Annotated in this window: 18 protein-coding genes; 3 read left to right on the top strand and 15 right to left on the bottom strand. The window is 35.2% G+C overall.

Annotation, left to right across the window (positions count from 1 at the left end):
* Window positions 1-464 precede the first annotated feature (464 nt).
* From IEV35_RS03665 to IEV35_RS03655, 3 genes are all read right to left on the bottom strand, one after another.
* Complete coding sequence (locus IEV35_RS03665; RefSeq protein WP_188383347.1) at window positions 465-917, bottom strand: GNAT family N-acetyltransferase; 453 nt, start codon at window positions 915-917, stop codon at window positions 465-467.
* A 145-nt stretch (window positions 918-1,062) separates the two neighbouring features.
* On the bottom strand, window positions 1,063-1,593 hold the full coding sequence (locus IEV35_RS03660) for a chromate transporter (protein WP_188383346.1): 531 nt from the start codon (window positions 1,591-1,593) through the stop codon (window positions 1,063-1,065).
* Window positions 1,593-2,147: a chromate transporter gene (locus tag IEV35_RS03655; RefSeq protein ID WP_188383345.1), complete on the bottom strand. Its 555-nt coding sequence runs from the start codon at window positions 2,145-2,147 to the stop codon at window positions 1,593-1,595. The genes IEV35_RS03660 and IEV35_RS03655 overlap by 1 nt, the downstream gene beginning before the upstream one ends.
* A gap of 265 nt (window positions 2,148-2,412) precedes the next feature.
* On the opposite strand from IEV35_RS03655, the gene IEV35_RS03650 reads away from it, so the two are divergent.
* Window positions 2,413-3,765: a trypsin-like peptidase domain-containing protein gene (locus IEV35_RS03650; protein ID WP_188383344.1), complete on the top strand. Its 1,353-nt coding sequence runs from the start codon at window positions 2,413-2,415 to the stop codon at window positions 3,763-3,765.
* Window positions 3,766-4,196: 431 nt separating this feature from the next.
* Here IEV35_RS03650 and IEV35_RS03645 read toward each other — a convergent pair whose 3' ends face one another.
* On the bottom strand, window positions 4,197-5,627 hold the full coding sequence (locus tag IEV35_RS03645; RefSeq protein ID WP_229740634.1) for a uracil/xanthine transporter: 1,431 nt from the start codon (window positions 5,625-5,627) through the stop codon (window positions 4,197-4,199).
* A 275-nt stretch (window positions 5,628-5,902) separates the two neighbouring features.
* Between IEV35_RS03645 and IEV35_RS03640 the strand changes: the two genes are divergently transcribed.
* Window positions 5,903-7,555, top strand: a complete 1,653-nt coding sequence (locus IEV35_RS03640; RefSeq protein WP_188383343.1) for a PucR family transcriptional regulator — start codon at window positions 5,903-5,905, stop codon at window positions 7,553-7,555.
* Between the two features lie 46 nt (window positions 7,556-7,601).
* Here IEV35_RS03640 and arcC read toward each other — a convergent pair whose 3' ends face one another.
* The 10 genes from arcC to IEV35_RS03590 all read right to left on the bottom strand — a co-directional run bounded on the left by arcC (window position 7,602) and on the right by IEV35_RS03590 (window position 20,028).
* Entirely contained in the window at window positions 7,602-8,540 is a 939-nt protein-coding gene (gene arcC, locus IEV35_RS03635; protein WP_188383342.1) for a carbamate kinase, read from the bottom strand.
* Window positions 8,540-9,442 (bottom strand): oxamate carbamoyltransferase subunit AllH family protein, encoded by a 903-nt coding sequence (locus IEV35_RS03630; RefSeq protein ID WP_188383341.1) that lies wholly within the window; start codon window positions 9,440-9,442, stop codon window positions 8,540-8,542. The genes arcC and IEV35_RS03630 overlap by 1 nt, the downstream gene beginning before the upstream one ends.
* A 7-nt stretch (window positions 9,443-9,449) precedes the next feature.
* On the bottom strand, window positions 9,450-10,712 hold the full coding sequence (locus IEV35_RS03625; protein ID WP_188383340.1) for a YlbE family protein: 1,263 nt from the start codon (window positions 10,710-10,712) through the stop codon (window positions 9,450-9,452).
* Between the two features lie 358 nt (window positions 10,713-11,070).
* Window positions 11,071-12,828: an acyl-CoA synthetase FdrA gene (gene fdrA, locus IEV35_RS03620; RefSeq protein WP_188383339.1), complete on the bottom strand. Its 1,758-nt coding sequence runs from the start codon at window positions 12,826-12,828 to the stop codon at window positions 11,071-11,073.
* 27 nt (window positions 12,829-12,855) lie between these two features.
* Window positions 12,856-13,905, bottom strand: coding sequence for an ureidoglycolate dehydrogenase (gene allD, locus IEV35_RS03615; protein WP_188383338.1), 1,050 nt, complete (start codon window positions 13,903-13,905; stop codon window positions 12,856-12,858).
* Between the two features lie 27 nt (window positions 13,906-13,932).
* Window positions 13,933-14,982 carry an ureidoglycolate dehydrogenase gene (allD, locus tag IEV35_RS03610; RefSeq protein WP_188383337.1) on the bottom strand — a complete coding sequence of 350 codons (1,050 nt, stop codon included), beginning with the start codon at window positions 14,980-14,982 and terminating at the stop codon, window positions 13,933-13,935.
* Window positions 14,983-15,018: 36 nt separating this feature from the next.
* Window positions 15,019-15,792 carry a (S)-ureidoglycine aminohydrolase gene (allE, locus tag IEV35_RS03605; RefSeq protein ID WP_188383336.1) on the bottom strand — a complete coding sequence of 258 codons (774 nt, stop codon included), beginning with the start codon at window positions 15,790-15,792 and terminating at the stop codon, window positions 15,019-15,021.
* 27 nt (window positions 15,793-15,819) lie between these two features.
* Window positions 15,820-17,082, bottom strand: coding sequence for an allantoate deiminase (gene allC / locus IEV35_RS03600; RefSeq protein ID WP_373284686.1), 1,263 nt, complete (start codon window positions 17,080-17,082; stop codon window positions 15,820-15,822).
* A gap of 602 nt (window positions 17,083-17,684) precedes the next feature.
* Window positions 17,685-17,978 (bottom strand): cytosine permease, encoded by a 294-nt coding sequence (locus IEV35_RS20070; RefSeq protein ID WP_229740633.1) that lies wholly within the window; start codon window positions 17,976-17,978, stop codon window positions 17,685-17,687.
* 409 nt (window positions 17,979-18,387) lie between these two features.
* A complete protein-coding gene (locus IEV35_RS03590; protein WP_229740632.1) occupies window positions 18,388-20,028 on the bottom strand; it encodes a PucR family transcriptional regulator in 1,641 nt (546 codons plus the stop codon).
* A gap of 280 nt (window positions 20,029-20,308) precedes the next feature.
* On the opposite strand from IEV35_RS03590, the gene IEV35_RS03585 reads away from it, so the two are divergent.
* Window positions 20,309-21,637: an allantoinase gene (locus IEV35_RS03585; RefSeq protein ID WP_188383333.1), complete on the top strand. Its 1,329-nt coding sequence runs from the start codon at window positions 20,309-20,311 to the stop codon at window positions 21,635-21,637.
* A gap of 533 nt (window positions 21,638-22,170) precedes the next feature.
* Here the strand turns inward: IEV35_RS03585 and IEV35_RS03580 are convergent.
* Complete coding sequence (locus IEV35_RS03580) at window positions 22,171-23,544, bottom strand: NCS1 family transporter (protein WP_188383332.1); 1,374 nt, start codon at window positions 23,542-23,544, stop codon at window positions 22,171-22,173.
* Window positions 23,545-23,745 lie beyond the last annotated feature (201 nt).

Raw genomic sequence — 23,745 nt, 5'->3', positions numbered from 1 at the left:
TTGGAGATATTCAAGCTTTTATACATAGAAGTCATTGTTTAGTATAATCTTAAGAGGAAGAACAAGTATTGGTTCTGACCAGGGTAACTTGCCAGACAAATCCGAAAGTTGTTAATGATTAGAAAATACTAAGTAAATTTTACCATAAAATGGGTAAACTGAACTTGGGAAAGTCAACTAAAATTTACACGATTAAATATCTTTTTTATACTTATTTGTTACATTTTTAGGAAAGTAGGAAAATAAAAGACAAAATTTTACAAATTCGGCAATATATTAGTTAAATTGCATCACTCTGACTAGTATGTCAAGAAAACATAAAATGAGTCCTAATTATCTATCTTTTTATTCGTGTTTTAATTTAATGTCCATAACTACTATTAACAGAACCAATACAAAAAAGGATTAGGAACTCCATACCTTTTCCTAATCCTTTTCTTATACAGTCATTTACTAATTACAATTTACAAATCTAATTTTAACCGAATCATATCCCTACATTCGATACCGTACTCGACAATTTCTTCTGAATAATTCCGAATATAAAAATCAGGGTCAATTCCAATAATGCGAAAACCACATTTTTGGTACAATGCTAATTGGTTAATACTTGAATTTCTTGTACCGATTTCAATGGCATTATATCCAGCTATTCTTGCTTTTCGAATGGCATCAGATACGAGCTTCTTCCCTATCCCTTTGCCTCGTTGTTCTTCAGACACAGCAACATTAACAATTTCCATTGTACCTGGTCTTGTTGGAAGTAGAACATAAACACCAATAATCTCTCCACCTAGTTCTGCAACATAACAATCCCCTCTTTGAAGGTATCCCATAATCATTTCCTCAGAAGGATCCGCTAATAATAACAATTCAATTGGAGGTACTTCTTCTTTTGTTAATTTTCTGATGTCCATACTTTTAACCTACCTTAAATTTAAAAATAGTATTGTTTATTTTTATATGTGACTTGCCTTGTTCACAAGTTCTTTTCAACTTTCCTATATATTAACATATAATATTCATTTATAACTAATTTAGCAATCAATTGAATGCCAGAAACTACAATAATAAGCCACCATATATAAAAGCACCTACAATGACAAAAGCGGGGTGAATTTTTACCCGTTCAATTAATAAATAGCTAGCAACACCTATAATTATGGTATGTAAAAATCCGATCCCTTCATAAGACTCAAAGAAAAACCTCCATGCCATGACACCTAGTAAAATCGCAATAACCGGACGTACAAATAAGGTAATACGTTTTACTTTTGGCGAATCTTTAAATTTATAAAGGAGACTTAATAATGCAATCATAATAATAAGTGACGGTGCTACGGTTGCAAATACTCCAATTGTCGCTCCAAGCACCCCACCCAGTTCATACCCAATATATCCTGCCATTTTCGTTGCAATTGGGCCTGGTAAGGAATTAGCAACAGCTAACACTTCACTAAATTCTTGAACAGACATCCATTTATATCTAACTACTACTTCATTCTCTACTAGCGGGATCGATGCCGGTCCCCCACCATAACCTAAAATTCCCGGAATAAAAAAGGCAAGGAATATTTGCCAATATAATAGCATTATTTATCCCCCCTCTTTTTATTATCTCGAATTAACACAGCCGTTAGAATTAATACTACAATGACGATTCCTGGATGAACATTTAATAATACGAGAGCGATAAATGATAGGACAGTCAATAGAGTAGTCGCGACATATCCCATGCCTTTTCCAGCTTTATTAAAAAATTGCCATGTTAACACTGCCATCATCATACCAACAACGGGGATCACTGCTGCAGTCATCCCTTTTACCCAATCAAACTCTTTAAAGGAAGCTAGTGTTTTTAAAAGGACAATTAATAACACAACTGTCGGTAACACAGTTGCAAGAAGTGCTGACATCATTCCGAATATACCAGATACTCGATAACCGATATACCCAGCAAGTTTGGTAGCTATTGGTCCAGGTAATGTGTTAGCAAGCGCAAGAATATCACCAAACTCCTCATCTTTCATCCATTTATACGTTTCAACCGTTTCTTTATGTATTAGTGGGATAGAAGCAGGCCCACCACCATATCCTAACATTCCAACTCGAAAGAATGCTAAAAATAAATTCCATTGTGTTTTCATAAAAATTCACCTTTCAACTAAACAATTACGAGGTAATTAAACTGTGCTACTATTTAGTATTCCAACATTGATTTATATGTATGATAATATCACTGCATTTTATTATACTACTTTTTCATGACAGTGCTTGTTAAACAAGAATATACACATAATTCAACTATAATTATAGTAACCTATAACATTATGAAACTTCGATAAAAAGGATTTTGTAAATACGTTTAATGCTATAATAATAGTAACTAACAATGAAAAGAGGAGTTGGAATATGTACTGTCAATCTTGTGGAAAAGAGCGACGGCCTAACTCAAATTACTGTGCATATTGCGGGGCAAAACAAATAAAAAAAAGAAAACTAAGTGCATTTACAATTGTTTTTCTAACTTTACTTCTCGTTAGCTCCATCGGCCTAAGTATATTTATCGTATCAACCTTCTATTCAGGGCTACCAGACTCGATAGCTACCAATGACGAGGTCATAACACAACATAAAGTGAAAAATACCCCGGAAGCATCGAAAACGACTACACCAATAGTAGAAAAACAACAACTAGAAGAAAAACACAAAAAAGATTTAACAGAAATAATTGCAGCAGCTCAAGAAACTGTTTATACCGTTTTCACCCAATCTAGTCAAGGTTCTGGATTTTTATTTGATACAAACGGTGCAGTTGTCACAAATGCTCATGTTGTAGAAGGAGAAACAAATGTATTTATAAAAACAGTACACGGTACAGAGTATCCTGGTACTGTCATAGGGGTATCTAATGAAACAGATATAGCTGTTATTCATGTGCCAGATTTAGTTGGAGAGGAACCCTTTGCACTTGATTATTCAGACACAACAATGATTGGGGAAGAGATTATTGCCCTTGGTAGTCCATTAGGTTTGGAAAACACCGCTACAATGGGCTATATTACTGGAAAAAATAGAAGCTTTATTATTAGTCCTTACGTTTATGAGAACTTATATCAAATCTCAGCTCCAATTTCACCAGGAAGTAGTGGTGGTCCATTAATCTCTAAGAAGTCAGAAAAGATTATTGCGATTAACTCCGCAGAAAGTATAGAAGATGCCATGATTGGATTTAGTATTCCTTTATATACAGTCCATTCTCTCATCCAAAGTTGGGTACATGAACCAATGGATGAAGAAGAAGTCCTCGCTCAATATTACGGCGAATATGAAGATAGTTCATGGGATGAAGGATACTTTGATGGTGGCGAATATTCTGAGGAAGAAGATTACCATTATTACTGGGAGTATGGGTATGAAGACTTTTGGTCTGAGTTCGGTGATGCACTTTGGGAGTATTTTGAGCTAGAAGATTCGTATTATGAGGACTGGTATGAGGAAGAAGAAAGTTCCAATGGCGACCCATTTGAAGAGGATTGGTCTAATGAAGACACAGACATTATTACAGAAGAAGGCTATGTCGATCCAAGTACAGACCCTAACATGTATTATAATGAAGAAACTGGCCAATGGAGTTATTATGACGACGTAAATGATTTATGGTATTACTACGATGACTATTTAGAAACTTGGACGTATTATGATGAGTTTGAAGGGGTATGGTACTACTATGATGAAATGGCAGATGATTATTTGCCCTATTAATTTTGCACGATAGATATTATTATTCAAGGTTAAACTAAGCTTTTAGTTTGTGCATCTAACCCGCCCCGAAAATATACTACGCTTTCACTTCCAGTACCGGGGCGACATCTGCTCAGATCAAGACCGTCGCAGTGTCTACCTCGCCGCAGCTGCTGTTGAGCCAGGCTACTACAATGAATATGCTTCATTGCTGCCTTGCACCGAGGAAGCATGCTTCGTAGCGTTACTAGCAGACGCAGGTGCATTCTCGGGGGTCTCACCTAAGCCTTTCATCCTGCTGGCGTCTCCGTATATTTCCGGGGCTAGTATAGTAAAAATTCTATTTGTATCTCCAATTATCTCTTTCTTCTTTTAAATAACTCTATACCAACATAAAAAAACGCGACATTATCATTTCATAATAATGTCGCGTTTTTTTGTATATTTATTAATTACACATTCTTCCCTTGTGTTACTTCTTTCTCAATTCCTACTTTATCCCAATCTGTAAGACTTTCCACTACGATTGCGATAATTGTACCCATTAATAAACCACTAGATAATAATGGTTGAGCAAATTCAGGTAATGTTGCCCATGCAGAACCAGGGATTGCAAATAATACTAAACCGATAAACAATGGAATGGCTGCACGGTATACGTTAGTTGAATTGAACGTAACTTTCTCATACCACTCAAGACCAGAACCAAATAATGTTACATAAGATACGAATAGTACTGCACTACCGATACTTAATGGAAGTAGTGTAAAGAAATACCCGATTTGCGGGATAATACCCATGATAAAGAACATCACTGAAGCAAATAGGAATGGCATTCTATCGTAAATTTTCGTTTGTTGAATAAAACCAATAGATGACACGAACGGTGAATATGGTACAAGACCTAAGAAACCAGAAAGTATACTTTGAACACCTGTAATTGTAAATGAATTACGATAGTCTTTACTTGTAGAAGGTTGATCTGGATACATTATATCTGTACCTTTAATGGAACCATATTGTTTAGAAAGGTTTAGAATACCTGTAACTACTACTGTAATAATAATTCCAATATTCCATGCTGGTTCACCAAGTGGGAATAAGAATAATTCAATAGTAGAAGGAACTCCTCCACCAAGTTGACTCTCCGAACCTAATATAACTGCAAATAATGGCCAACCTACAACAATACCAATTAACATGGAATACTGAGCAATTTTCTTTGAACCTTTTACAGATAATACAATTACTAAAATTGCTATGAAAAGAGAAATTAATCCCATACCGATATCAATTGTACCTTCTGTAGGGGAAATAAACATATATTTAAAGAAACTAATACATAATGAAACACCAAATAACAACATGAATGTTCCCATTACACTAGGATTAAATAGTTTCTCTAAGTAGTAACCGAATCCTGTAATACCAATTAGAATAGTTAAAACTCCTGCAATAATTACTCCAACTGCGATACTTCCACCAACCTCAGCTAAAGGAATACCTTGTGCAGCTGACATAGAGGAAAGTGCTAAAATAACGCCCCACCATAAACCAGATGGACCATCCATGATTGGTCTTCTATGGCCAATAATTGCTTGTAATAGACAACCAATCCCCCCAATAATAAAGGAAAATTGCATCATACTAACAATATGTTCTTGACTTAAGTCATAAGCAGCTCCAACTGTGATTGGAACAACTACAGTGTTAATAAAAATAAACATTAACCATTGTAAGCCACCGAGCCAGTTATCTGCTTTTTTTATTTCATTCATCATTTTTATCACTTCTTCTTTCTTACTAATTTGAATTACATAGCTAGCTTGTATATATCTTGCCGTAATGCTAATTGGATTGAATTTCTTAAATGTGCATACCATAGTTATATGTCCATCTAATATTTGTATTCAATCAGGAAAATAAAAACTAAAATAAATTAATTAAAATATTGTTAGTAAACTACTGTTCTATTCTAAAGAATTGACACCAAAAAATCATTGTACAAAACAACCAATCTCAACAGTTGTTTTTGTCTAAAATTGTTCATAATCGCTAATTTTTTTCATTTTTTTATAAAGTAAATTCACCTTTTCACAAACTTTCAGTGTATAATTAAAACAAGAAATAATTAACGTCTCATGATAGGAGGTTTCTCATGAAAAAACTTAGTGAATTATTATCTCGGGAGATATTGAAAGATGCCGAAGTAATCGCCGGAGAAAATGGGTTAAGTCGGTTAGTTGAATCGGTTGAAACACTTGAAAATACACCAGATATGATTAAGTTTGTCACTAGTCATTCTTTTTTACTAACGACTGGTTATTCATATAAAGATGATCCGAGTAAATTACATGAATTAATCATTGAATTAGATCAATCCAATTGTGCAGGTATTGGAATTAAATTACATCGATTTATCGATGAAATACCTGAAGAAGTTATTGAACTTGCAAATAAATTAAATTTCCCAATCATTAGTGTTCCTAATAATCTAACCCTTACCAAGATTGGACATCATCTTCTGCAATATCTTTGGGAAAATAAAATGGATGATTTATTTAGCGCCTATAAAGTTCAAAAGAAATTTACTAATATGATGTTAAAAGGAGCCAATTTACAATCATTTGTTGACCAACTTGGATTCTTAACATCCTATCCCATTATTCTGTACAATCCAATTATCCATCCGATTCATACAACAAGAGAATTTCGTTCCAAACATATGGATGAAGTAAAATTACAAATATCCACTACGTTACAAGAGGAGATAGACTATCAAGTTTTAGAAGAAAAGTTCTCTACCCTCAAAGTTACTGTAGACGATAAGATCATTCCTATTACAATCTATCCAGTCCAAACGACCCATCCATACCCACACTGGTTAGCAGTTTTAAATGATGAGCAAGAAGTTACTATTCCATACACCGTAATCGAACAAGCCTCTAACGTCATTTCTTCTATATTAGTAAAAAATGAAGCCGTATTAGAGAACGAACGTGTTGTGAAAAATAACTTTTTTAGTTCTCTTGTCGATGGAAATATAAAAACACAAGAAGAAGTCATGCACCGCGGGAAAAACTACGGACTAAAAAGAAACCAAAAATATGCTTGTCTTGTTTGTAAACTGGATGAAGAAAAAAATGCCAATATCTTTGAAAAAGAAGTTAAGTTTAATAAATTAACCCATTTTATTTACGACTTATTTGTTAACACATTTTCTAACTTTGGTATTGAACATATTATTTTTATGAAGAATGAATACTTTGTCATCATTCTTCAATTTCCAAAAGAGTTTAATGAAACATTAAAAAAATCGATCGTGTCGATTATTAAGTCATTCCAAAAGAGAATGTTTAAAGATTTTAAAACGTCTATTTCTTTTGGTATCAGTAACTTTATAAATGACATGCTAGAATTACCAATCGCATATAGAGAAGCAGTCGATGCCGTAGCCACTGGAACTGCATTAAATCAAAAGCAAATTATTAAGTTTTATCGGACTAAAGAGTTAAAGGAATTAATGAGAATGATACCTAGTGAAAGTCTTGAAGATTTTTATAAGGAAACCCTTCGCTCTTTGGCATATCCGAAAACATCTGAAGAAAAAGATTTAATTAATACGTTAAGTGTCTATTTAGATCACAATTGTGAAATAACAGAGACATCGAAAATATTATTTATCCACCGAAATACAGTTAAGTATCGAATAAGTAAATGTAAAAAGATCTTACAATACAATATAGAAGATCCTGACAATTCCTTACGACTTCGAACTGCATTATTAGTTAAAAGTTTCTTCACCGAATAAAAGGAACCACAGAGAATATCTGCGGTTCCTTTCTTTTTTTGTTTACTTACTTAGAGATTGTTGTACCTGATTTACCTGCTAATGCTTCAGCAGCTTTATCTAAAGAACAAATAATAGCTCTTCCACCATGTTCTGCAAAGGAAAGTGCACCTTCCATTTTAGGACCCATGCTTCCTGCAGCAAATTGTCCTTCATTCATATAACCTTTTGCTTCTTCAACAGTAATTTGTTCTAGAGCTTTCTGATTTGGTTTACCATAGTTTACATATACATTTTCAACATCCGTAAGAATCATGAAAACATCAGCATTTACTTCTTTAGCAAGACGTAAACCACTACGGTCTTTATCGATTACAGCTTCTACACCTTCATATTTCCCGTCTTCTTTTTGAACAACAGGAATTCCGCCACCACCAGCAGCAATTGTAATTGTACCTGCATCAGTAAGTGATTTAATAACATCAGAGCCTAGAATAGACTGTGGTTGTGGAGATGGTACTAAACGACGGTATCCACGGCCAGCGTCTTCACCAACAACCCATCCTTTTTCATCAGCAAGTTGTTTTGCTTCTTCTTCTGTGTAGAATACACCAATTGGTTTTTCTGGATTTTGGAAAGCTGGATCGTTTGCATCTACAACTGTTTCAGTTAATAGACTAACAACCGTGTTATTTAAACCTAGTTCACGTAGCTCATTGCGTAGAGTTTGTTCCATCATATAACCGATGAAACCTTGAGATTCTGCACTACAAACATCTAATGGAAACGGAGGCACAACATCTTTTGCTTCTTCATTTTGGCGAAGAATGTTTCCAACTTGTGGGCCGTTACCATGAGTAACAACTACTTCATATCCTTCTTTTACGATTTGCGCAATAATACTCGTACATTTACGAACGTTTTCTAATTGAATTTCATAAGTTGCTTCTTGTCCTGGTTGTAAAATTGCATTACCACCTAAAGCAATAACTACTTTTTCTGCCATTATTTTTTCCTCCTAAGTGTTAATATTCCAATTAATAATCCAAATGCCGAATCTACTCCAGAGCTATGTCCCACTTGTACTAGATCATTGAAATGCTGTTCAAGTTTCGAACTATTTTCTTCCTGTAAATCCGTCATTATGTTCACAACTACAGAGCTAAATTTACGATTTAAAGCATATTTCAGATATTCTTTACTAACATCTGTTGTAATTGGCTCTGATTGTATTATTTCCTTTAACTCGTCAATAAATGCTTGACTAAACATTTCTGTAACTGCATGAACAGCAAGAATTCCTACTAAAATGTCATCACCTGATGGCGTTAATCCATTACCACGTCCTAAAAAGTATCGTAACGAATCATTAATAAACACTTTGTCGTCAGACAACAAGGCATCCATTAAATTAGATATTGAATTTGCAAGTTTCGACTGTTCAATCTGTTGATCATCAATGTAGTAAAGCAATAATTGATTAACAAATAAATCTTCGATACCGATTGGTTCACCATTTGATATGAATAAAGTAATAAACTTTTCAAAAGAAGGGAAAATAACTTTTTCCTTTCTGAAAATAGGTAAAGAGTTTACAAAGGGTGTGCTAGGCTGCAAGTCCAGTTTCATTAATATTTCTTTATTAGCAAAATACAAGGAAAAACCTTTCCAACAAACAACTAGGTCATCCTCTACACAAGCAATAAACTCATCAAGTACTTCTTCCTTCAAATGAATTCCGAACGGTAATCGACCATTTTTCGTATTTCCTATAAAAACGAGGGAATCGCCCATTTTTATATTTATACCATTTTGAAAGATACTGTGCACTCGTCCAACATTATTTTCAGAAAGAAGGAGAGGAAGATCAGAATGATGTTCCTCTCCGTAAAAGATAAATTCCTTCATCTATTATTTAGATAAGTCCTAATTTTTCAGCATATGCTTCAATAGCTTTTTCGAAGCAAGCAAGTGGAGCGCGTACAGTACCTGCACCAATTTGTCCTACACCAGGTTGTTTGTGAGCAATACCAGTGTTAATAACAGGCTCAATACCAGTTTCAACTACTTTTCTTGCGTCAATTCCAAGACAAGCACCTTGGAAGTCCCATGTAGGAATTGCCCAGTTAGGGTTTTGGTCGATACAGATTTCTAACATTTCATTACTTGTTTTTAGTGCATCGTCAAATCCACCAGCACCAACAAAACGAGTTACACCAGGAGCTGCGATCATCGCAAAGCCACCTACACCGATTGTTTCTGTGATTGCACTATCACCGATATCAGTATTAGCATCTTCTTGAGAGTATCCAGTAAAGAATAAACCTTGTGGAGTATTAACTGGAGCAGTGAACCATTGGTCACCCATTCCGCTAATACGAATACCAAAGTCTTTACCATTTCTACACATAGCAGTAACTACAGTACCGTCTTGAATTTTTCTAGCACCATCCATAACTGCTTTACTTGCAGCCATCATGACGTTTAGGAAGAATTGGTCTGTATCAGCTAAGAACTGAATAACATCTTGTTTATCTTTTTCGTCCATATCGCTTTGTACGATTAGTGGAGCAACTTCTTTTAGGAAGATTAATGATGCAGCAATATTACGTTGGTGGAATTCATCACCCATTGTAATTGCTTTTGCAATCATAACGTTTAGGTTTAGACCGTCACCTTTAATTTTAAGTGCTTTAGATAAAGCAGGTCCTAATACATCTTTCATCCAGTTTAGACGATTGATAACTTCTTCGTTGAATGCACCGAAACGTAATACAGCACCAATACCTTCGTTCATGATACAGTATGCTTCGTTACCTTCTGAACGGTTTTCTACTACAAATACAGGGAAGTTAGCTGAAGTAATACCGCCCATTGGTCCAACCGCATTTACATGGTGACAAGGGATAAATTCAACTTCACCATTTGCTAACATGTTTCTTGCATCGTCTTCATTGTCAGCCCAGCCTTCGAATAAAGCTGCACCAACACATGATCCTTGCATTGGTCCTGTCATATCGTCCCATTGAATTGGAGGACCAGCATGTAGGATAACTTTTCCTTCGTTTAATTCTTTAATTACCGATTTAGCAGGTACTACATCTACTAAGAAAGGTTGTGAGCCGACAATTTTATCAAGAACGGCGCGGTTTGCTTCATCAATATTCTTGTAGTTCATTTATGTTCTCTCCTTTGATTTTAAAGATAATATGTGTGATGAGTAGCTAGCTAGAAAAATAAAACTCCCTAACAAAGATGGATTATTATAGAGTGGAGTGCACCTAACCCGCTCCGGAAATATACTTCGCTTTCCGTGGGCGGCTGGTGAGCCAGGCCACTACAATGAATATGCTTCATTGCTGCCTTGCACCGAGGAAGCCTGCTGCGTAGCATTACTGTCAGACGCAGGTGCATTCTCGGGGTCTCACCGAAGCCTGTCCTCCCACAGGAGTCTCCGTATATTTCCGGAGCTAGTATTGCGCACTATTTGTCCATATCTTTAAATTATTCAACTCTCATCAATATTTCACGTAATATTACTTAGAATAACTATTTAGTAGGTTAAGGATTTTAGCCATTCTTGCGTTTCCACCTGCAACTGGTCTCCAGTCGTAGTGAACTACTCTTCCGCCGTATTTAACAACAGGCTCTGTGAAGCTCTTAAGTCCGATGTTAACTACAACTGGTTTTGAGTTAATTAGTTTATCTAATTCAGGTGAGATGCTTAGATCTTCTTCTGCAACTGTACCAGTATAGTCTACATGTTGTTTTTTCACATCATTTACGTTCAGACCAATAATAGATAGTGCTGTACGTACTGCTTGGTTGTTACTGTCACGTACAATAACGCCTGCTTCTACTAATTTTTGACGTTGCTCTTGGTAGTTTTGTGGATCTTGTTCTGTTCCACATACTGTTGCTACGAAGTATACGTTACGTCCTTTAGCTTCCACATTGCTTCTAATACGTTGAATAGAAGGTAGTAATGCTCCAGCCATATCACTATGAGAACCGTATCCTAGTACTACGTCAAATAGAACGACAGCAGTTGATTCATCATCCGCAGCTTTTTCCATGAAGCTTACACGTGTATCAGGGTCAATCATAGGGTGTGGCTTACCTTGTGTGTACATGTCATCCCCTAAGTCAGCAATTTCATGACCATTTGCTTGTAGTAGGAATCCTTCTGCAGCTTGACCTTTTTCTAAGTTAAGTGCATCAGATAATAATGTAGCTGCTTCATATCCTAAAGTACCACCAGAGTAGAATCCTTTAATAGATTTTTGTTCTGGAGTTAATTGAACATTGTCTACTGCAAGTTCAAATGCATTGTAGTCTTCTTTAATTTCATTACCTTTTGCTAAGTCAACTGCGATTCTTGCAGTTTCTTCTAATGTATAAGCTTGATATACATTACCTTCGTGTTTTTCAGGTTTTTCACCTAAGAAAATAGTTACTACTGGTTTAGATAGGCTGCGTAGTAATTGAACAACACGGTCACGTACTTCTTTTGCAGGTGGTTTAGAAATAATTCCGATTACTTCTGTTTGTTTATGGTTTTCTAGAGCTTTAATTGCATCCATCATCGTGATAGCACCGATTTTGTCAGAAAGGTCACGTCCACCAGTTCCTAGTGCGTGAACAACTCCTCCACCAAGACGGTCAATGATTGTTGTAACTTCTTGGATACCTGTACCAGAAGCACCTACAATACCGATGTTTCCTTCTTTTACAACGTTTGTAAATGCGATTGGAATACTAGAGACAATTCCAGTACCACAGTCAGGACCCATTACTAGAAGACCTTTATCATGTGCTTTTTCTTTTAGGCGACGCTCATCTTCAAAAGATACGTTATCAGAGAACATGAATACGTTTAGTCCGTTATCAAGTGCTTTGTCTGCTTCATCAGCAGCATATTGTCCTGCAACAGAGATAACTGCTAAGTTCGCATCTGGCATAGCTTTCATAGCTTTATCAAATGTACGAACTGTTTCAAAGTCACTATCACTCTTAGAGATTGCTTGGTTGCTTAAGTACTCATCAACAGCAGCTAGTACTTCATCAAGTTTTGATTCATCTTCTGTATCTAAAACGATACACATATCGTTAGCACCTGCATCAGCAAGTTCATCTGTATATAATCCAGCCGCTTTAAAGATATCTTTGTTAGCTGGTGTACCCATCATTACTTGAATTTTTTCTACACCTTCGATCACAGATACCGCGTTTGTTAATAACATTAAGTTAACGGAATCTTGATACGAGTTTTTCTTAATAATCGTATGAAGCATATTTGGTTCCTCCTAGTATGTGTTAAATTATTTAGCAAATGGATCTTTGTGGTCATATCTGTTGTTATGAACGACATCAGATTTGAGGTATTCTAAGATTTCATCGACAATCTCAATACCATTTTCTTCATTCTGCTTTTCTCTATCTGCACTACGTTGTCCTGGATAAGACACTTCCTTAAATCCAGGTGCAGGTTTGATTTTATTTAAGTCATGCATCGAGTCCGTTAAGGATTCTTTAAATAGCTTAAGTCCCACAAAATATTCAGGATTGATTACGATGTGTAATTGTCCTAAGTTACGGTACTCTGTTAAATCTTCATACATAGAAGAAACATGTTTTCCATGTGGAAGTCCTAATAGAACACCAGATAAAATATCAACCATCATCATTAGCCCATAGCCTTTCGGGCCAGCAATCGGTAGTAATGCATTTACTTTAAACGGATCTGTTGTTGGATTACCTTCTTTATCTACTGCCCAAGTATCTGGGATTTCTTCATTTCTAGATCGTTTATCTAGAATTTTCCCCCAAGCTTGAACAGTTGTTGCCATATCAAAGGTAACAACCTCACCATTACTTCCACGAGCAGCAAAAGCGATTGGGTTTGTACCATAGTAAGGTTCTGCCCCTCCAAATGGAACTACCATTGGGTCGGATTGACAGACAGAAATACCAATTAGGTCTTCTTCTGCTGCTTGTTGAACAAAGTAAGAAAGAGCTCCACTATGTCCCATTCTCTTTGCGCCAACAACTGCTATACCATTTTCTTTAGCCATTTTTATGGCTTCTTTCATGGATTCTTTTGCAACGACATGACCAACGGCATTATCCCCATCGAAGACTGCTGTTGTCGGACCTGTCTTTTCAAAGGTGAAGTTAGGATTAGTGTTCAATCCACCTTTGGCAATTCGTTCTGCATAATACTCTACTCGCATTGCACCATGCGAATGATAACCACGGATATCTGCATGAACTAGTACATCAGCTACTACATCAGCATGTTCTTCAGTCAGTCCTGCACGATGTAATTTCTTCTGAATTAATTCATGGAGTTCTTGCTTTTCTACCTTCATGGCATTATCTCCTTGTGTCATGAAAAATTATTTAGCAAATGGATCTTTATGGTCATATTGATTATTATGAACCACGTCGGACTTAAGATATTCTAAAATTTCATCAACAATTTCAATACCTTCACGTTCGTATTTTTCTTGTTGAATATCATTTGGTTGACCTGGATATAATACTTGGTCAAATCCTGGAGCAGGCTTAATTTCATTTAATTCTTTCATTGTTGCTGTAATTTTTTCTAAGAAACTATCCAAGTTAGTAAAGAATGCTGGATTAATAACAACATGTAATTGACCAAGTCTACGGTATTCTGTTAGATCTTCATACATAGATGAAACTTTATTTCCGTATGGTAGGCCAAGTAGAATTCCAGAAAGAATATCTACCATCATCATTAAGCCATATCCTTTAGGACCTGCAATTGGTAGTAATGCTTTTACTTTGTATGGATCTGTTGTTGGAGCACCATTCTCATCAACTGCCCATGTATCTGGAATAGATTCATTCTTCGAACGTGCATGTAGGATTTTACCCCATGCTTGAACTGTTGTAGCCATATCTACAATGATTTTCTCACCAGTACTACTTGGTGCACTGAATGCAATTGGGTTTGTTCCATAATAAGGCTCTGAACCACCGAATGGTACTACCATTGGATCGGATTGACACATAGAAATACCAATCATTTTAGCGTCTGCTGCCATATCTACGAAGTAAGAAAGTGCACCACTATGACTCATATTTCTTACGCCAACAACAGCAACTCCGTTTTCCTTGGCCATCTCAATTGCTTCTTCCATCGCTTTTTTAGCCATGTAATGTCCAACACCATTATCACCATCAAAAATAGCAGTTGATGGGCCAGTTTTCTCGAAAGAAATATTTGGATTGGTATTGATTCCGCCTTTTGCAATACGTTCAGCATAATATTCAACACGCATTGCACCATGAGAGTGAACCCCTCTTAGATCCGCATGAACTAATACGTCAGCAACAACTTCTGCATGTTCTTCGGATAGGCCTGCTTTATGAACTTTTGCTTTCATTAATTCTTTTAATTCTTCTTTTGCAATTCTCATTTTGACACCCCGTCTATTTCAATTAAATTTAGTGCCTTATTTTTTAAGATCTGCATCACGGTTACAGTCTTTAGAGTACACATAAGAAAGTTTTTCTCTTCCTACTGCATAACAAGCTTGTTGTACATAAGGTCCCATGAAGATATAGTCATCTTTTTTAACAGGAATCCATTCATTATCTAAGTTGTACAATCCTTCACCTGATAGTAAATATGCACCATGCTCTTGAACATGTGTTTCAATAAATGGATGGCATGCACCTGGATCAAATGTTAGGATATGGAAGTTCATATCAAATGAAAAGTCAGCTGGTAATAAGTCTTTAATACGCATTTCTTTATTGCCATCGTATTCTACTTCTTCAATATCATTTGAATTTCCAGTAACTAACCAAGGTTCTGGTGTACCTTCTAATGGTTTATACGTTTGTTTATAAAGGAAAATTTTAGATTCACCTTTTTCTACGTTTTCCATTGTCATTTTTGTACCTGGTGGGCAATAAATGTAACCACCTTGAGTTAGATTATGTTCTTTATCTTGTGCAGTAACTTTTACATTTCCTTCTACAACATAAAGGAAAGTTTCTACGTCAGCATCTCCACCAAATCCGCGTAGGTTTTTTCCGCCTTCATACATAGTAATAATGTAATCGACAAAACTAGCTCCTAAACGAGGAGAACCTAGGATAGAAACATAGCAGTTTTCAAATCCAGGAACACTGTTATTCACAAGTCCTTCTGGAGCAATTAATGCATATAAACCATGTTTAATAATAGAACGTGATTGTAATAAATCTTTTGGATAACCCATATTTATCTCTCCTTATTCTATATATAATTATTCTTTATAAGCTAATTCATATAATGCACCCATAAGTGCTTTAACACCTTCAGCCAAATCATGAGGTTCTGTATATTCAGCTGGATTATGACTAATACCGTCACGACTTGGAACAAACAGCATCGCTGTCGGAACATGTGGTGCTAATACTTGCGAATCATGTCCTGCGCCACTATGCATTACTTTATAGTTCAAGCCATTCTTGTCACAGCTTTCTTCAATTAACTTCACAATCTTCTCATCCATTGGTACTGGGTCTTCATCCATCCACATATCGATGGATACGTCAACACCGTGTTCTTTTGCTATTGTGTTGATTTTTTCTGTAACAACATCAGTAAAATCAACTAGAGCAGATTTTTCTGTATGACGAATATCCATTGTGAATAGTGCTTTTCCTGGAACTACGTTGACAACATTAGGGGTTACTTCAATTTGTCCAACTGTAGTTACTAGTGGATCACCATATTTTTTGGCTTCCGTTATGATTTCATAAATCATTTGACTTGCAGCAAATACTGCATCTTTACGGTAACCCATTGGTGTCGTACCTGCATGATTTGCTTGACCACCGATTTCGACATTGAATCGACGTTGACCAACAATGCTTGTTACAACTCCAACTGATTTCTTCTCAGCTTCTAGTACGCCGCCTTGTTCATTATGCATCTCTACAAATGCTTTAATATCTTCCCGTATACCTTTATTTTCTTCACGGAAATCAAAGCCACATTCTCTCATAGCATCAACAAACGAGACTCCGTCTGCGTCTTTTATATTTTCTACATCTTCTCTTTTAGCTGTTCCAACAACATTTTTGGATCCCCAGAATGCATATGGGAATCGACTGCCTTCTTCTTCAGCCATAGAGATAACTTCTATATTACGTAGAGGTTGCCCGTATTTTTCTTTTAAGTATTTAATAGCAAGAAATGCAGCAACAATTCCTAATTGTCCATCGTAATAACCTGCATTTCCAACCGTATCAACGTGTGAACCTGAAAGTATTGTTTCATTCGGATATTTTGAACCTTTTAACTGACCGTACAGGTTTCCTATTTCATCAAAATGAACATCTAAGCCCAATTCTTTCATTTCTTGCTCTAAGTATTTCTGTGCTGCTAACCATTCTTTGGAATATAGAAATCGTGAAATTCCGCCAGCTGGGTCTTTTCCATGTGAACCTAGGGTTTCCAGCATACCGACGATATCTTTTTCTAAATCAGCCACTAAAATCCTTCCCTTCAATACAGAGTACATATGTCCTTAATGAATAAGGTGTACTATTTAAATAAAACCATTCGATTAAAATAGAATAAGTTTGTATTTCATACAGTTCTAATTGTAATCCTTCGAAGAGCGAACTACTATATAAACTCTTGATAAAAATAACTCATTATTTTATCAAATAAAGATAAAAAAATTAACTAACATTGAGATTATGTGACATTTTTTTAGCTGAAAACAGTAAAGAGGGAATAATCCGAATATTGTTATGGATGTTCTCTTCTGTCATCAGATTTCTGAAGACAATAAAATAACCCCACATAGACCCTAATAATAAATTGAATACTACGTGGAGTTTCAATGTTGAAGAGATATGAACTAAACTTTCATTTTCATTTCTTATTTTTCTTCTATGCTAACTTTATAATTTGATACTGATAATGCTCTTTTCCTAAGTGCTAACAGTGTATACAGAATGAAAGCAGATATAATCCCAACAAACCAAGAAAGTGTATATAGCGGTTCTAATACCGGTATGAAATTACCAATTAAACTTAATGTACCCGAAATAACAAGTGTAATGATTGCACTAACATTAAATCCTTTATAATTCCCGTCTTTAGAATATAACTGGTTTAGGTTAATCTCTTTTTTCGAGGTATACCATATTTAGCACCGGCATGACCGTTCAGTACCATAACGATAGATATAAGAATCGCTGCAATCATGATAGAACTAAACACCTGTCCTACAGACATTCCTAATGCAAATAATCCTCCGATTGCAAGGTAATTGGGGATATTATGTACTGATCCCATCCAAACCGAGAAAAAATTGGCGATGTTCCAAGTTTTATCAGCAGGCTGTGTTGGTAGAACATCCTCACTATAACCAGCTTTTAATAACTCTTCCCTATTAATTTGTTCCACAAAAATTCCTCCTAGAAATTGCTATTTAAGTTGTCTAGTCTTTTGAAGTATATTAGTAGGAGTTATCGAATACTTAACAATATAAGAACTTCACTTCCTGATTCTAAAAGTTCAATTATGAGCAAACAGTACATGCTCATAAAAAGATAAGCAACTATAATTAATGAGATTATTATAAAGGTTGTACAGTAGAATTTCTTTATAACCTTTAAACAAATTAAATTGTAACTTTTATCCCATCTGAATAAACACTTGTATAAAATGGAAACTTTTGTTTACTAAAAAATTGGTGTTCTCCCTATATGCATATGATTATTATCCCTTTTTAACAAAATATATAACCAGTGTATATTTTTTATAATTAGAAAACTCCCAAACTGTAATATGGTTTGGGAGTTTCCATGTATTATCATTTTTCACTTTTGTCGATAACTTCTAATATTTTAAAGCCAACTTGAACAGCAAGTGTTTCCTCAGGATCTTCAAAATCTATTCCTGTAATTTCTTTAATTCTCTCAATTCGGTATGTGACCGTTTTATAGTGAACAAATAGTAATTGAGCCGTTTTAGCAGCATTTTGACTTGTTTGTAAGAACACTTTTAATGTTTCTAGTAAGTCTTTTTTCACAGAATAATCGTAGTTTAATAGTTTTTGAAGGGATTGGGGTATAAAATTAGTTAATGCAGAAACATCTTTAATTTGGTATAACAGACGATAAACACCTAGTTCATTAAAGCTTATCGCAAAGTTTCCTTGATTATAAAGCTGTCCCAACTCCAAAGAATCCTGTGCTTCTTGATATGTCTTAGCTAGATCAAGTGCATTTTTCACTACATTACCAATACCAACTTGAACAGCAAAATCATTATTATATTTATTAAATTTGTCTTGAATGTGGTTCACCGTTGTTTTTATCTTTTTTAGCCATTCACGGTCATTCGTATCATGCTGTTGAATTTTCCATAAGACAATTATTACATTACTACGCTCACGTACAATTGCATCTCTTTGATAAAACTCTATCAATTCACGGAGGTATTTATAATGCCTCTGTTGATGTGTGTGTAAGACTTCCACTTGCCCATTGTCAGGGTGGGTTCCTTCTAAATGAAAGAGTACTGCAACATATTCAATATCTAAATGAAAATTGATTACATTCGCCCTATCTTGTAATGTGTGAAGGGATTGTTTTTTCCCAGAAATTAAATCATCAATGAGATCATCTTTAAATTTTTGTTCCACTTCTGCAATGGCAAACTTTTTAACCAGTCCAAGAGATAAGGCTGTTACAGCATTTTCTATCGCAATAAAGTCAAAACTTGTAACTTCTTTATTCAGTTCACTTATAATTAAATGCATTTTTATATGATTAATTGTTTCAATCGTTACAACAATTTGCTCACATTTTTGTTCCTGTAATCCAGGAAAAATAACACGTTGCCTATGGAACGGGTATTTCGTATTTTTTATTCCTTCTTTTTTATTAATCCGTTCCATTCCATAAAATAAAGAAACTGCATTATTAGTAGTTGTTATACAACGAAAATCTCGATCATATAAGGCAACAGGGTTACCAATCAACTCTTCCAATGTGTTTATTATTCCATCTTCTCCTTCATCAGCTAATGATAAAGCAGTGAAACGGTCATGAACTTCTTTAAAATATTCTAGTTTCTTTACCCTATCATTGAATAGTTCTTCCATGACTGGATACATAATATCGATAAACGCAATATCTTTAGAAATTTGAATAATTGGTACATGATGCAGTTTACTCGCCTCTAAAATGTTAGAAGGGATTTCCGAGTATACTTTTTGAATCTTTATAATTAAGGCACTTACTTTCTTTTCAGCAATACGACTAATCCAGTCGTTTACTTGTGTATCAGTAAGTTCTCGAATTGGAAATAAACTAGTTATTAGTAACTCTCCGCCCTTTAACCATTTGGCAATGTCGGGTGATTCAAGGACAGTTACTCCAGAAATAATATTATTTAAGCCACTAGTGTCTCCTAGATAAGTGGCATCTTTCATAATTGGTTTTCGCAATAAGTCTTTAACTCGATATTCTACTTTTGCCACCTCCACTTAATGAACATTATTCACATCTACTTATTATAACAATTTTTCTGCTTAAAGTATAAGTACAAATTTTTAGCTATACTAAGAACATGTAAGTTTGTTCAACCTGTTAACAACTAACAACTTTTTTTAGTTAAAATGAACAATGACATGGCTATATTAGAGCTTTACAATAATGTTGGTGCCTTTTAAATATTTTCCAATTGTGTTTTTATACACTATTAAAAGGATACATAGGAGGGAAATAATGAGTACATTTGATTTAATTATTCGGAATGGACAAGTTGTTACAGCTGAATCTACTGCCCAAGCTGATATTGCTATAAAGGATGGAAAAATCCAAAAAGTTGCAGCAACTATTGAAGAAACAGCAGTAAAAGAGATTGATGCCAAAGGACTACATGTCTTTCCTGGTGTTATTGATACACATGTTCATTTCAACGAACCTGGACGTTCGGAATGGGAAGGACTTGCTACCGGAAGTAGAAGTCTTGCAAAAGGTGGGGCAACTTCATTCTTTGATATGCCACTAAACAGTACACCACCTGTAATTAATAAAGAAAATCTACAAGCAAAAAGTGATTTAGCTGATGAAAAATCTGTTGTAAATCCGTTTTACTGGGGTGGACTAGTTCCAGAAAATATTGATAAATTAAAAGAACTAGATGAAAATGGCGTTATCGGTTTTAAAGCATTCATGTCACCAAGTGGTATTGAAGACTTTAATAATGCTGATGATGAAACATTATATAAAGGTATGAAAGAAATTGCTTCTTTTAATTCTATCTTGGCAGTACATGCAGAAAGCACGGTTATTTGTGATCAACTTGCAACTGAAAAAATCGCACAAGGAAAAACAAGTGCAAGAGACTTTGTTGAATCTCGTCCAATCATTTCTGAGATAGAAGCTGTTAGAAGAGTTATTTCTTATGCAGAAGCAACTGGATGTAAATTACATGTTGTTCACGCAAGCAGCCGTAAAGTTACAGACTTAATCAATGAAGCTAAAAAACGTGGAGTTGACGCATCTGTTGAAACATGTGCCCATTACTTAGCACTTACAGTTAAAGACTTAGAGGAAAAAGGTGGTCTTGCAAAATGTGCGCCACCACTTAGAGATAGTGAAGAAGTAGAACAATTATGGGTAGCACTAGCAAATGGTGAAATCGACATGATTGCATCTGACCATTCACCAGCACCAGCTGATATGAAGACTGTTACAGATAACTTTTTCGAAGGTTGGGGCGGTATTTCCGGAGCGCAATCTACATTAAACGTGCTATTAACAGAAGGATACCATAAACGTAACCTTCCATTAGAAAAAATCGTGGAAGTAACTGCAGTAAATCCTGCTAAACGTTTTGGTCTTGAAGGAAAAGGTTCACTAGCTGAAGGTTTTGATGCTGATATTACATTAGTGAATTTAGATGAGAGTTTTGAACTGAAAGCCGAAGACTTATTATACCGTCATCAACATTCTCCATACGTTGGTAAGACTTTCAAAGGGAATGTAAAAACAACAATCGTTAACGGTGAAGTTGTATACGATCATGGTGAAATAGTTGTTGGTAAGTAGTTTTATGTGAACAGGCACATCCTTATAGGGTGTGCCTGTTTTTTTGACTATTGTAGAGAGGGGAAATAATGTATGGGATTCGCATTAGTCATATTAACTGTGTTTGCTTCTCTAAATGATGTATTAGAGAATCCCATTCGTCATTTCAACTGGGGGTGCCTTCCTAAATAATGTATGAGTAACTCCCATTTGCCATTTCAACCAAGGTTGCCTTCTTAAATGATGTATGGGTGAATCCCATTTGTCATTTCAACTGGGGGTGCCTTCCTAAATAATGTATGAGTAACTCCCATTTGTCATTTCAACCAAGGTTGTCTTCTTAAATGATGTATGGGTGAATCCCATTTGTCATTTCAAATGGGGGTGCCTTTCTAAATGATGTATGAGAGAATCCCATTCGTCATTTCAAATGGCATTTCCTTTCTAAATAATTTCTAAGAGACTCCCTTTAGTTATTTCAGCTAATTTCTTCTCCCAAAATGAAAAATAGCACAGAAAAACCTGGATGAATAACTCATCCAGGCTCAATTATCTTATTGATTTTCAAAAATGGTATCTTTCTTGAATCTTGATCCTTTGAAAGCAAACTTAGATACTACATAGTATAGAATTCCTGCTACAACAAAACCAATAATCCAAGCTAAGTCAACTTTGATAAATGCTGCACCAGCACCACCAAATAGAGCAATTAATGCAGCTGGGTTCCAACCTGCAAATTGGCCATCCTTCTTATAAAGCTCATCCACTTTAACTTTCTGTTTTCTAAATACATAATACTCAAGTAATAAGATAGCAACAATTGGTCCTAAGAATGCTGAATAAATTAATACGAACATATCTAAGCCATGTGCTGATTCATCTTGTACTAATAACCATGGGAATGACACCATTGCTAGTAAACCAGTAATTGTTACTGCAATTTTATAATTTAATTTAGTAAATAATTGAATTACATATGTTGGTGTAACAACGTTCGCTACCATATTAACAGCAATCGCACCAAATACGATAAATGCAGAAACAAATAATGTTGCATATTCATTATCTAATAACGCTGGTAAAGCAAGTGCTGGATTTGTATAACCAGTAACAATAGCAAGCATTGCACCTACTGCAAGAACAGACCCATATGCGATTGTAATTGGTAAGAAATATAATAGTCCACGTTTTTTATCACTAATACCTGTTTTTAATTCACGAGAGTAATCTGCTGCACTTAAGAAGATCGCTGCATAGTTACCCATAAACACCATCACAAATCCGAAGAATTCTAATCCCCATGTTCCTTCTGCTTGAACCCAGCTAGTAACGATTTCAGAGCCGTGGTCTTTTACTAGAAGAACAAACACTGTTGCAATAATTAACATAAGAACAACAGATGCTACGGTTTCTACCCATTTAATTGCGTGAAAACCTTTCATTGAAATAAGAATTTGTACAATAAGTAGGATAATAAAACTAATAATTACATTATCAAAATTAAATAAGATCTTTATTATTTCGTTTAAAGCCGTACCACCAATCCAACTTTGAATACCATACCAGATAATTGCTGGTACTGCACGTAGTAGAGAAGAAATGATTGTACCTTTATCCCCGAAGGACATTTTTAACTGTACCACATATGGGATACCTGTTCTATATCCTGCTCTATCATTTAAGGCAAAAATAATAGAAATAATTGCTATTGCGATTACGGCTGCAGCAATAGTTTGCCACATATTCATTGTTGCGACTCCTAAAGCAATTACACTCATCCCTAGAGTCATATTCCCCATGTTTACGCCGTCTCCGACCCACATGGACATGTAGCCGAATGGCCCCATCGTTCTATCTTTATCTTGTGTTGGCCTTAGAGAATCCCCTTCAGCTGCAACTACTTGGTTATTTTTCCCTTCGTTTGACATATTTCAAACTCCCTTTTCCTTAGTTTCTCTTAATATGGAAACATTTTATTTCAAGAACAAATTATAAGCACTTGCACATATCACGTCATTGTCCAATGTAGACAATATTTTTTTCTTCTTTTAGTTAAAATAGACAGTCGATTCCCAAATAAATGTATGGAGGAGAGTATAAAAGATATCTTCATACAAAATTACTTTTAT

Origin of the sequence: Ornithinibacillus halotolerans, from assembly GCF_014637405.1 — a bacterium.
GTDB lineage: Bacteria > Bacillota > Bacilli > Bacillales > Amphibacillaceae > Ornithinibacillus > Ornithinibacillus halotolerans.
Note: the sequence above shows the minus strand (reverse complement) of the source record. Positions and strands in the feature narration are given on the sequence as shown.

Bases quoted from the DNA above. Each gene is read 5' to 3' on its own strand.
- IEV35_RS03665 (WP_188383347.1), bottom strand. From the start codon at position 917: ATGGACATCAGAAAATTAACAAAAGAAGAAGTACCTCCAATTGAATTG.
- IEV35_RS03660 (WP_188383346.1), bottom strand. From the start codon at position 1,593: ATGCTATTATATTGGCAAATATTCCTTGCCTTTTTTATTCCGGGAATT.
- IEV35_RS03655 (WP_188383345.1), bottom strand. From the start codon at position 2,147: ATGAAAACACAATGGAATTTATTTTTAGCATTCTTTCGAGTTGGAATG.
- IEV35_RS03650 (WP_188383344.1), top strand. From the start codon at position 2,413: ATGTACTGTCAATCTTGTGGAAAAGAGCGACGGCCTAACTCAAATTAC.
- IEV35_RS03645 (WP_229740634.1), bottom strand. From the start codon at position 5,627: ATGGTATGCACATTTAAGAAATTCAATCCAATTAGCATTACGGCAAGA.
- IEV35_RS03640 (WP_188383343.1), top strand. From the start codon at position 5,903: ATGAAAAAACTTAGTGAATTATTATCTCGGGAGATATTGAAAGATGCC.
- arcC (WP_188383342.1), bottom strand. From the start codon at position 8,540: ATGGCAGAAAAAGTAGTTATTGCTTTAGGTGGTAATGCAATTTTACAA.
- IEV35_RS03630 (WP_188383341.1), bottom strand. From the start codon at position 9,442: ATGAAGGAATTTATCTTTTACGGAGAGGAACATCATTCTGATCTTCCT.
- IEV35_RS03625 (WP_188383340.1), bottom strand. From the start codon at position 10,712: ATGAACTACAAGAATATTGATGAAGCAAACCGCGCCGTTCTTGATAAA.
- fdrA (WP_188383339.1), bottom strand. From the start codon at position 12,828: ATGCTTCATACGATTATTAAGAAAAACTCGTATCAAGATTCCGTTAAC.
- allD (WP_188383338.1), bottom strand. From the start codon at position 13,905: ATGAAGGTAGAAAAGCAAGAACTCCATGAATTAATTCAGAAGAAATTA.
- allD (WP_188383337.1), bottom strand. From the start codon at position 14,982: ATGAGAATTGCAAAAGAAGAATTAAAAGAATTAATGAAAGCAAAAGTT.
- allE (WP_188383336.1), bottom strand. From the start codon at position 15,792: ATGGGTTATCCAAAAGATTTATTACAATCACGTTCTATTATTAAACAT.
- allC (WP_373284686.1), bottom strand. From the start codon at position 17,082: ATGTACTCTGTATTGAAGGGAAGGATTTTAGTGGCTGATTTAGAAAAA.
- IEV35_RS03585 (WP_188383333.1), top strand. From the start codon at position 20,309: ATGAGTACATTTGATTTAATTATTCGGAATGGACAAGTTGTTACAGCT.
- IEV35_RS03580 (WP_188383332.1), bottom strand. From the start codon at position 23,544: ATGTCAAACGAAGGGAAAAATAACCAAGTAGTTGCAGCTGAAGGGGAT.